We start from the raw sequence: 495 nt of genomic DNA, 5'->3' as shown, positions 1-495 counted from the left end.
ATGAAGTAGTAATTTTTCGTCCGTCGAAGAAAGAAACCGAGTTTCAGGTAATTCTTGATCCGGGAAATGAAACTATTTGGGCTTCAGAACAGGAAATTGCAGATCTGTTTGACAGAGATAGAACTGTAATTGGAAGACATATCAGAAACTCTTTTAAGGAAGGTGAACTGGAGAAAGATTCAGTTAGTGCAAAATTTGCACATACTGCCCAGGATGAAAAAACCTATCAGGTAACCAGATATAATCTTGATGTGGTGATTAGTGTTGGCTATCGTGTAAAGTCTCCAATTGCTACTGAATTCAGAAGATGGGCTACCTCGAAATTGCGGGATTATCTGCTTAAAGGATATACTATCAATGAAAATCTACTCAAAGAACAAAAAAATCAAATAAAAAATCTTGAGCAGGAAATAAATCGTATTCAGGAAGAAGCTGATAGAACCCAAAGAAATCTTACAGAGGGTTTTCTATCTATCATCACAAGCTACTCAAAAT

Annotated in this window: 1 protein-coding gene; it reads left to right on the top strand. The window is 36.0% G+C overall.

What is annotated here, in order from left to right; all coding sequences use genetic code 11:
* Positions 1 to 495: RhuM family protein (gene rhuM, locus HC175_RS17760; RefSeq protein WP_168139600.1), on the top strand; the 495-nt coding region annotated here is incomplete at both ends.

The sequence above is a fragment of the Salinimicrobium oceani genome, assembly GCF_012037645.1.
The sequence above is the reverse complement of the archived record's forward strand: the minus strand, read 5'-3'. Positions and strand labels throughout refer to the sequence as shown.